This is a genomic window from Nonomuraea sp. NPDC049784, from assembly GCF_040659615.1.
Lineage (GTDB): Bacteria > Actinomycetota > Actinomycetes > Streptosporangiales > Streptosporangiaceae > Nonomuraea.
In genome coordinates this window covers 1-8,839 of record NZ_JBFAMX010000437.1, presented here as the reverse complement: position 1 = coordinate 8,839, position 8,839 = coordinate 1, and the positions used below count along the sequence as shown (strand labels likewise).

The 8,839-nt window shown below is 66.4% G+C and carries 10 protein-coding genes and 1 pseudogene; 3 read left to right on the top strand and 8 right to left on the bottom strand.

All coding sequences use genetic code 11. The annotated features are described in order from the left end of the window. Positions 1 to 100: 100 nt before the first annotated feature. The 4 genes from AB0J09_RS46820 to AB0J09_RS46805 all read right to left on the bottom strand — a co-directional run bounded on the left by AB0J09_RS46820 (position 101) and on the right by AB0J09_RS46805 (position 3,643). On the bottom strand, positions 101 to 757 hold the full coding sequence (locus AB0J09_RS46820) for a TetR family transcriptional regulator (protein WP_360706509.1): 657 nt from the start codon (positions 755 to 757) through the stop codon (positions 101 to 103). 29 nt (positions 758 to 786) lie between these two features. Continuing rightward, positions 787 to 1,632 (bottom strand): SDR family NAD(P)-dependent oxidoreductase, encoded by an 846-nt coding sequence (locus AB0J09_RS46815; protein WP_360706506.1) that lies wholly within the window; start codon positions 1,630 to 1,632, stop codon positions 787 to 789. A gap of 42 nt (positions 1,633 to 1,674) precedes the next feature. Next, positions 1,675 to 2,748: a CapA family protein gene (locus AB0J09_RS46810; RefSeq protein ID WP_360706504.1), complete on the bottom strand. Its 1,074-nt coding sequence runs from the start codon at positions 2,746 to 2,748 to the stop codon at positions 1,675 to 1,677. Between the two features lie 76 nt (positions 2,749 to 2,824). Further along, the gene (locus AB0J09_RS46805) at positions 2,825 to 3,643 is read right to left on the bottom strand and encodes a helix-turn-helix transcriptional regulator (protein WP_360706501.1); all 819 of its coding nucleotides are present in this window, start codon (positions 3,641 to 3,643) and stop codon (positions 2,825 to 2,827) included. A gap of 103 nt (positions 3,644 to 3,746) precedes the next feature. Here AB0J09_RS46805 and AB0J09_RS46800 point away from each other — a divergent pair, with 103 nt between their 5' ends. Further along, positions 3,747 to 5,162, top strand: coding sequence for an MFS transporter (locus AB0J09_RS46800; protein WP_360706498.1), 1,416 nt, complete (start codon positions 3,747 to 3,749; stop codon positions 5,160 to 5,162). A gap of 96 nt (positions 5,163 to 5,258) precedes the next feature. Here the strand turns inward: AB0J09_RS46800 and AB0J09_RS46795 are convergent, their stop codons facing one another. From AB0J09_RS46795 to AB0J09_RS46785, 3 genes are all read right to left on the bottom strand, one after another. Beyond that, positions 5,259 to 5,744 carry a hypothetical protein gene (locus tag AB0J09_RS46795; protein ID WP_360706495.1) on the bottom strand — a complete coding sequence of 162 codons (486 nt, stop codon included), beginning with the start codon at positions 5,742 to 5,744 and terminating at the stop codon, positions 5,259 to 5,261. 277 nt (positions 5,745 to 6,021) lie between these two features. After that, positions 6,022 to 6,246: a DUF397 domain-containing protein gene (locus AB0J09_RS46790; protein WP_360706492.1), complete on the bottom strand. Its 225-nt coding sequence runs from the start codon at positions 6,244 to 6,246 to the stop codon at positions 6,022 to 6,024. A gap of 53 nt (positions 6,247 to 6,299) precedes the next feature. Next, positions 6,300 to 7,163, bottom strand: a complete 864-nt coding sequence (locus AB0J09_RS46785; RefSeq protein ID WP_360706489.1) for a helix-turn-helix transcriptional regulator — start codon at positions 7,161 to 7,163, stop codon at positions 6,300 to 6,302. 732 nt (positions 7,164 to 7,895) lie between these two features. Between AB0J09_RS46785 and AB0J09_RS46780 the strand changes: the two genes are divergently transcribed. Further along, complete coding sequence (locus AB0J09_RS46780; RefSeq protein ID WP_360706486.1) at positions 7,896 to 8,027, top strand: hypothetical protein; 132 nt, start codon at positions 7,896 to 7,898, stop codon at positions 8,025 to 8,027. Between the two features lies 1 nt (position 8,028). Next, a complete protein-coding gene (locus AB0J09_RS46775) occupies positions 8,029 to 8,676 on the top strand; it encodes a hypothetical protein (RefSeq protein WP_360706484.1) in 648 nt (215 codons plus the stop codon). Between the two features lie 4 nt (positions 8,677 to 8,680). Here the strand turns inward: AB0J09_RS46775 and AB0J09_RS46770 are convergent. Then, a pseudogene (locus tag AB0J09_RS46770) lies at positions 8,681 to 8,839 on the bottom strand (IS5/IS1182 family transposase); the annotation flags it as partial.

The following is an 8,839-nucleotide window of genomic DNA, read 5'->3' as shown; positions in this document are numbered from 1 at the left end:
GGTTCCAGCAGGTGCCCGCGGCCGCGCTCGGCGAGCGCGGGAAGCGCCTGCCGGGCTGGCTGGCCGGGCTGGTCAGGGAAGTCGGGGACCTCGAGCGGGACTAACGCGGGGACCAGGATTTCAGCTGCCGGGCCAGGAAGCCGCGGATCAGCTGTTTCGCGGCGTCGATGATCTCCGGTGCGCCCCCGGGGTCGTGGCGGAAGGCCAGCTTCAGCACGGCGTCGCCTGCCTCGACCGCCACCAGCACGGACAGGTCGAGCTCAGGGCTGTCGGCCAGCCCGAACTCCTTGAGCAGCAGCCCGCGCAGCCGGCCCGCGATCACCGTGTTGTTGTCGGAGTCGGAGTCGAGCAGGTTGAGGTCCACGACATCGCCGAAGTGAAGGCTCTTGAAGCCGGGAACGGTCCTGTGCATGTCGACGTACTCGTCGATGATCGCGTCGATGGCCTCCCACCAGCCGCGATATTCCTCGGTCAGGAACCTGCGGTCCACTCTGCGGACGAACTCCTCGACGTTGCGCCGGGTGAGCTCCTGGGTGATGGCCCGCTTGTCGGGGAAGAACTGGTAGATCGATCCGATCGCCACGCCGGCCCGCTCGGCTATGCGGGTGGTGGACAGCGCGTCGTATCCGGTCTCGTCGAGTAGCTGCGCGCACGCGTCGAGCATCCGCTCCACGCGCCGGGCGCTGCGGCGCTGCGCCGGCTGCCGCCTGAGTGCCTTGGGCTGGGCGCAATCATCATCTATTTGCGGCGAGGACACGGATTCATCTTCTCCCTTGGAGGCGATCCTTACCTCCCAATTCCTCGATTTCCCATGATCCCGCTCCATCGCGCAAGCCCGCGCATGGCCGCCGGCGAAATCCTGGACAGGGCATATCCGATTTTGCCTTCCAGGTTGACCGGCACAACGGCCTGATTTCTGTGTACGGCTCGCAGAATGTGCGCGGCCACCCGCTCGGCCGGATACCCGCGCCGCGCGAGCCCCCGCACGGCCGCCTCGCGCACGTCCGGACCCACGTACGTGGCGTGGCTCGCGATCGGCGTGGAGATGAATCCCGGGCAGATGACGCTGACCCCGATCCCATGCCCGGCCAGCTCGGCCCTGAGACAGTCGCTGAGCATCTTCACGGCCGCCTTGGAGGTCGAGTACGCGGGCAGCAGCCGCGACGGCGCGAACGCGGCCAGGGAGGCGACGTTCACGATGTGCCCGCCCTCGCCGCGCTCGACCATGGCGGCCCCGAACAGCCGGCACCCATGGATGACACCCCACAGATTGACGTCGATGGTCCTACGCCAGTCGTCCACCGTATGATCAAGGAATGGCCCGGCGACGGCGATCCCAGCATTGTTCACGACGATGTCCGGCACGCCATATTCAGCGATGATATTTCGCGAAAGATCTTCCATTTGATCGCTGCTGGATACATCGACCTGCGCGGCGTGCCCCGTACCCCCGAGATCCTTGGCAATGGCGTCGGCGACCCGCGCCGCGGCGTCGGCGTCGATGTCCGCGCACACCACCTCGGCCCCATGAGCCGCGAACGCCCGCGCGGTCGCCAGCCCGATCCCGGACCCCGCCCCCGTGACGACGACCAGCCGCCCCTCGAAGGCCGCACCTGACTCAACTCGCCGCATCGCGACCTCCTATTGGACGTCTCGTCCAGCAGCATAGATCGATCAGGGTCGCGCGGCCAGCCCGGCGCAGGTACGCAGCGCCTTCCAGTCCACGATGGCCTGCGTCCGCGCGGGCCCCGTCATCGGAATGGGGAGACCCCCCTGGATGGTGGCCGGGGTCCAGCTGTCCTTCAGCACCTTCCGCCCGTTGATGGTCAGCGTCAGCACGCCGGTCCTACCGGTGGTGCCGGGGGTGGAGTTGTAGAAGACGAAGTTGCCCATGCCGTAACTGACGTACGCGTTGTCCAGATACCCCGACCCGAGCAGGATGTGCGCGTGCCCGCCGACCACCACGTCGGCGCCTGCCTGGACCAGCTTGGGAGCCAGCGAGAGCTGTGCCTGGTTGGGGCACTTCTGCATCTCGGTGCCCCAGTGCAGGTGGACGATCACGGTGTCGGAGTTCTTGCGCGCCTGCCGTACGGCCCTCAACAGGCTGGCCTCGTCCTTGGCCGAGGCGAGCCCGCCCTTGTCGGCGGTGGCCGTCCAGGACTGGATGAACTCCGCGTCGAGCACCTGCGTGGCCCCGATGATGGCCACCCTGTTCCCGTTCACGATCTTGCGGAACGGCCTGTACGCCTGCGCCGCGTCCTTACCGATCCCCACCACGGGGAACTTGCTGCTCCTGATGGCCGCCAGCGAGTCCGCCAGCCCGGTCTCCATGTAGTCCATGCCGTGGTTGTTGGCCATGGACACGACATCGACCCCGGCGGCCTTCAACGCGCCGAACGCGGTCGGCGGCGCCCGGAACGTGAACTGCTTCCCCGGCGCGGGCGTCCCCCCTGTGGTGATCGCCGTCTCGAGGTTCACCATCGATAAATCGGCCTTGCGGAGCACGCCGGCGATCGGCCCGAGCGCCGTGGCCGGGTTGGCCAGCCGGCCCCGCAACCCTCCCTCGAAGTGCACGTCCCCGCCGAAGGAGATCGTGTACGGGCGCCGCTCCCGCGTCGGCTTCGCCGTCGGCGACACGGCCACCTGGTGGTCCACCTGCTTGCTCTGCGGCTCCTTCTCGGGCGCCGAGGAGCAGGCCGCCAGCGACACGCCGACAGCGAGCAACGGGAGGGCACGGGGGAATCTCATCTGCCGCCACTTCCGCTCGAATCCTGTCATTCAGGGATCGAGCATGCCATGAAGGGGCGGAATGCCGCACAGGCGGCTACTTATCCATCAATCTACGCATTGCATCCCAAGTTTGATCGTCCATCGGCGTGTAGACGATCAGCCGGATCTCGGGGACGGCCGTGAGGCTGGTCGTGCTGAAGCGCAGCTCCCCCAGCTCCACGTGCTTGAACGCCTTCTCCCTCGGCCCTGGTTCGGCCACGTCCTGCCTGGCCCACATCCGCGCGAACTCGGCGCTCTCGGAGCTGAGCCGGCGCACGAAGTCCTGCCAGCACGGGTCGTCCGCGTGGCGGCCGTACGCGCCCCTGAAGACCGCAACGGCCCGCGAGAGCTCCTGGTCGCGGTTGAGCAGCAGGGTCGCGGGACTGGGAGTGAGGCAGGTGTGCCAGAGGGAGTTCCGCTCACCCTCGGGCGCGTTGACCATCTCGGGGAAGAGCGCGGCGTACGCGGCGTTCCAGGCCAGGGCGTCGCAGCGGCTGTTGGCCACGCAGGCGGGCATGTCGCCGAGCCGGTCGAGGATCTGCTGCATCTCGGGCGTCACGTGGCCCGAATCGCCGGCGATCGTCTCCGCGTGCCCGGCCAGCCGGTAGAGGTGCTGGCGCTCGGCGCTGTCGAGCCGCAGCGTGCGGGAGATGGCGTCCAGCACCTGAGTGCTGGCGTTGATCGGGCGGCCCTGCTCCAGCCACGTGTACCAGGTCACGCCCACGCCGGCGAGCTGGGCGACCTCCTCGCGCCGCAGGCCGGGAGTCCGCCTGCGCGGGCCCGGCGCGAGGTCGACCATCTCCGGGGTGATCCGCTCGCGACGAGTGCGCAGGAACGCCGACAGATCAGTACGCCTTGCTTCTGTCACGCTCATACCTCCACTATGGAGCGAAGCGGCAGATCTTAGCCAGTTAGCCTCAATACCAGTATAAATGGGCTCTCGTTACTGGTACTGGATCCCCGGCAGACTGATCCACATGACGCAAACTGCCGCCATCACCCCTTCCGTGGGCACCACACCACAGGAAGGGACCAGAGCCAGCGGCCTGCTCCTTGCGATCATCCTCGTGGGGCAGTTCCTGGCCATCCTGAACGTCAACATCGTCAACGTGGCCACCCCGACCATTGAGTCCGACCTGCACTCCTCAGGCGCCGGGCTGCAGATGATCGTCGCCGGATACACCATTGTCTATGCCGTCTTGCTGATCACCGGAGCCAGGCTCGGCGACCTGTTCGGCTACCGCAACGCGTTCTTGGGCGGGCTCACGCTTTTCACCGTCACCACGCTCGGCGCGGGCCTGGCGCCTTCGACGGGCTGGCTGGTGGTCTTCCGCCTGCTCCAGGGCGCCGGAGCGGCGATGATGATGCCGCAGGTCCTGACGTTGATCCAGCGTAACTACCAGGGCGCGGCCAGGGGCCGGGCGATCGGCCTGTGGTCCCTGGTGATCAGCGGCGGCATCGTGGTCGGCCAGGCGCTCGGCGGCATCCTGCTGGGCATCGGCGCGGGCTGGCGGATCGTGTTCCTGGTGCTCGTCCCGATCGGCGCGCTCCTGCTGGGCGCCGGATTGAAGGTGCTGCCGGCCGACAACGGCGGCGGCAGGACGGGCCTCGACCCGTGGGGCCTGGTGAGCCTGTCGGCTGCCGTGCTCCTGCTCGTGGTGCCGATGGTGCTGGGCCGCGAGCTCGGGTGGCCGCTGTGGGGCTGGATCTCGATGGCGCTGAGCGTGGCGATGTTCGTGGCCTTCGTCCGCATCGAGCGGTGGGTGACCGCCCGCGGTGGCCGTCCGCTGGTGGACGCCCAGGTGCTGCGCGCGCCCGGCATGCGGCCGGGGCTGGCGGTCCTGCTGTTCGGCCCGGCGACCTGGGGCGCGTTCCTGTTCACCTCGGCCCTGCACCTGCAGGGCGAGCTGCACCTGACGCCGCTGGCCTCCGGCATGATGCTGGTGCCGTGCGCGCTGGCCTTCGGCCTCGTCGGGCTGGGCTGGCCGAAACTGCCCGCCCGCCTGCAGCGCCCGCTGGTGCCCTTCGGCTATGTGGTGGCCGCACCCGCCTACCTGGGCCTGGGGCTCGCCGCCGGTGGCGGTCTCCCGTACGCGATCATGAGCGCTCTCGTCGGCGCCGGGCTCGGCGTGCAGGTCGCGGTGACCAACATGGCGACCGAGCAGGTGGACGGCGCGTACGCGGCGGACGCGAGCGGCGCGCTGCTCACCGTGATGCAGCTCGGGCAGGTCATCGGCGTCTCCACGGTGGGGACGCTGTTCATCACGCTCAGCCAGGGCCACAGCACGGTCTCCGCCGCCCTCACGTCCTCCTTCGCCATGGCCGGCCTGGCCGTGATCGCGGGGCTGAGCTCGATCTTCCTCGTACGGCGCCGCGTACCGGCACAGGCCTGAACTTGGACCTGGTGAGCAGTCGGCCAGGGCTTGGGCGTCTCCTGGCCAGGTGGCGGCGTGTCCCCCTTCGCAGGGGAACGCGCCGCCACTTGGCCATCAGCCCTTCCAGCCGATCCACACCGTCAGCCCGGTTGCCACCACGATGACCACGACAGGGAGCACGAACTTGGCCCATACGTGGGAGTGGATCCAGCTTCCTAAGAGCCTGAGCCGCGGGAATCGTTTCTTAGGCGTCTCGCAGTAGGGGTAGACCACTTGCGCCAACCCGTCCCACACGCCCTGCGGCACGTGACGGAACGCGCAGACCTCGATTTCAGCCGTCCGCACGTCGCGAACTGCGTAGACCTGAATTTGCCATTCGCCAGTCGGGTAGCCATTGTCCGTCGGCCGTACGGTCAGCATAACGATTCGCGCCTGATCGTCCGCGAGGGCGATAGACAGATTCGGAGACGGAATAACCCGTGGGCCATCGATTTCGATTTCCACGCCATACGACGTGCCTGGCACCGTGTTCAAAAACCGCGCGATCTGGAGCAGGCAGCGATTTTGCGATCCACGGTCGGGGAGAGTCCATTTTTCCATGCCATCTCCTGGTCAAAACCGGAGAGCAATAAAGGAAATGTGACGGCATGGGGACACGCGGTCATGGCAAGCTGTGGGTTACTCGCACTCCTCGGAGGGCGGATCCGGTGCGGCCTCGATCAAGGGCGCACCAAGCTTGCACATCCTGGCTGCGCTTGCCATGATGTGCAGGTTTCTGCGCCTGCCACGGTAGGCGATGTAAGTGATGGGGCGCGTCCGATACCTCTTCGGTAACGGCCCTGGTCGACTTGCTGGCACAAGGCACCAGGGCCGTTCATCACGCACTGACAGCTAGTGTGTCCGGATCAAATTCGCCCTCCCGAACCCCGGCGGTGAAGGCGGCCCACTCGGCCGGAGTGAAGACCAGGACGGGTCCGTCCTGCTCCTTGCTGTCCCTCAGCGCGACATTGCCGTCGGCCAGGGGGGCAACCTCAACGCACGTCGATGCGCCGTTGCAGAAAGTGCTCTTCCGCCAGGCTGCCGTCATAGTGTGGTCGTACATTTTCTCCCCAAATGCGCAAAGGGGCCTCATTGCCCCTTTTGAGGTTTTCGTCGCTAACGTCGCCAAAGCATGGCTTTACGCTGTATAAGGACTCGTGATTCGTCCTCGTCTAAGGCCTCCGACCGGATGTTATCGAAAGCCGTTTCGTATCCAGCTACTCGTTCGAGGTCCTCGACGAAGTTAGCAGTGTACAACTGTTCCAGGTACACAACATCATCAAAAGCGGAAAACTTCAGGTGGATAAACGCACCGGTGTTAACCGGATGAAGTGCGTCCAGGGTGAGGACTTGGACGCTGACGTGCGGCAGGAGTGAGATCTCCAGGAGATGCTCCATCTGCTCACACATCACCGCCGGTTCGCCGAACCTGCGCATCAGCGCCGATTCGTCGAGCACCACGTTCATAACGCACGCGTCGGCCCTGTGGAGCACGCGCTGCTGTCTGTCGAGCCGGGCCTCGACCCGGCTCCTGACACCGCTGTGCGTGATGCGCGAGATGCCGCGAGTCGCCAGGATCACTTCTCTGGCGTAGTCCTCGGTCTGCAGCAGCCCGGGCACGACCTGGGGTTCCCAGTTGCGCTGGTGAGTGGCCTCTGCCTCCAGCCCGAGGAATCTTGTGTACTCCTCAGGCAGAGTGTCTTCGTAATCTTCCCACCACCCCCGCTGCTCCGCGTCCCGCAACAGGCCGAAGAGTTCGTCAAGTTTCGCCCCGTCGAGGCGATAGAGCCCGGCCATGGCCTTGATGTCGTCGGCGCTCGGCATGGTCTTGGCCGCCTCGATCCGACTCACCTTGCTCGCGGACCAGCCGAGTTCCCTGGCCGCTTTGGCACCGGTGAGCGCTCTTCGCTCCCGGAGAAGGCGCAGTTCCTGGCCTAGCCGGAGCCTGCGCACTGTCGGACTGCCCTGCTGCGATGGCACCGTCCACTCTCCTTGTTGGGAATGAAGGTGTAACGGGAAGGGGTCGTTTGGGGCCCGGCTTTCTGGGCCGTTCGCCCAATCTTACACTGCAAGTTGCACGTAGAGTGCCGCGAAGCCTTGCCTGAAGGCTTACATGAGACGAGCCTAGGGGCAAGACAAACTCCACGTAGGGGTGGGTGCAAGGCGGAAGTCCTCCTGACCTCGGTCGGCCTGACAGTTCTCGTGCAAGTTGCACAGCAACTGTGAAGAAAATTAAATCTTCCCTTGCTGAATGTATTGCAGCATCGCGCACCTCGGGGGACGATCGGTTACAGGAGGGCTCTCGGGTGTGAGGAGGCCGCGAATGACGACACGGCCGTACGCATCGGGTCTTCCGTCGAAGATCGCGCGGCCCCGCTCGGGCCGCCTCGCCGGCAACGTCGCCGTCCCGGAAACGAAACTCTGCGCCAGGGAGGCCACTTGCCGGAAGGATCTCGTAATCGTCTGAAGAACTCAGCGACTGTCCGCTCATTCGAGCATGTAAAAAGCCGGGCCGAGGCTGATCACCAGCGCGCCGCATTTGGGCTGCCACCCTGCGGCGAGACCGGTCATCAGCCGTCGGACCGGCGAAGAAGCCACCTCTGAAAATGCCGCGAAAGGGGTCTTCTCATGTACTCACAAGGTACCAAGGGACTCGGCCGAATCAAGTCCCGGATCCGGGAACTCATCGCATGGACCGATCGCGAAATCTGCATGGAGCCGGACGAATTCGCGCACCACATCGGCTGGACCGTGACCAGGACGGGGTTCGGCTCCCGTCGCTACCGTGACCCACGCTTTGACCAGCTCAGCGTGCCACACCGCGTGACGGAGGAGGTGTCCTGACGTGCCGAGGAACCCGCGCAACCAGATGTACCCGGCCAACGAGGACCTTCCCGCCGCCGGGCGTGGCGGGCCGCTGGTCAGGCTCTGGCGCATCCGTACCGAGCTGATGCTGCTCTCCGCGCTGGCGCTGCTGACGCTGACCCTGCTCGGCGCCACGCAGGAGGGCCGGTGGTGGCCGTTCGTCCTGCTGACAAGCGCCGTCTCCGTCCCGGCCGCCACCAGGACGGGGCGCAACTGGGTGGCCGGCCACTTCTGGTGCGTGGTCTCCAGGCACCGCCTGCAGCGGGTTTGCCTGGAGACGACAATGCACACCAGGGCGGGGCGGATCCCGCTGATCCTGTGGATCACGCCGACGACCACGGGCGAGAAAGCACTGATCATGACCAGGGCCGGCATCTGCGCCGAGGAGTTCGAGGCGTACAGCGAGGAGATCGCGGCGGCCTGCTGGGCCAGGAGCGCGAACGTCTACCGGCACCGCCGGCGCGCACAGTTCGTGATCGTGGAGATCGTCAGGCGCGACGAGGTCCCCGGAGCGGCCTCTCCCGGCCTGGACCGGCTGTACGGCAGACGAGCCTGGGTCTCGGTGAGACCCGACCTCGAGGAGCCGCCTGATCTGCGGCCGAAGGTCGCGCTGTCGCAGGCGGGCTAGGGACCTAGGGAGTGTCTGACAATTCGGCGTGCCGGAGCCAGAGCATGAGCGAGGCGATGATGACGCCTGCCAGGTAGCGGGTGGCCAGTTTGTCGAAGCGGGTGGCGATGGCGCGCCATTGCTTGAGCTTGCCAATACAGCGTTCGACCAGGTTGCGCTGCTT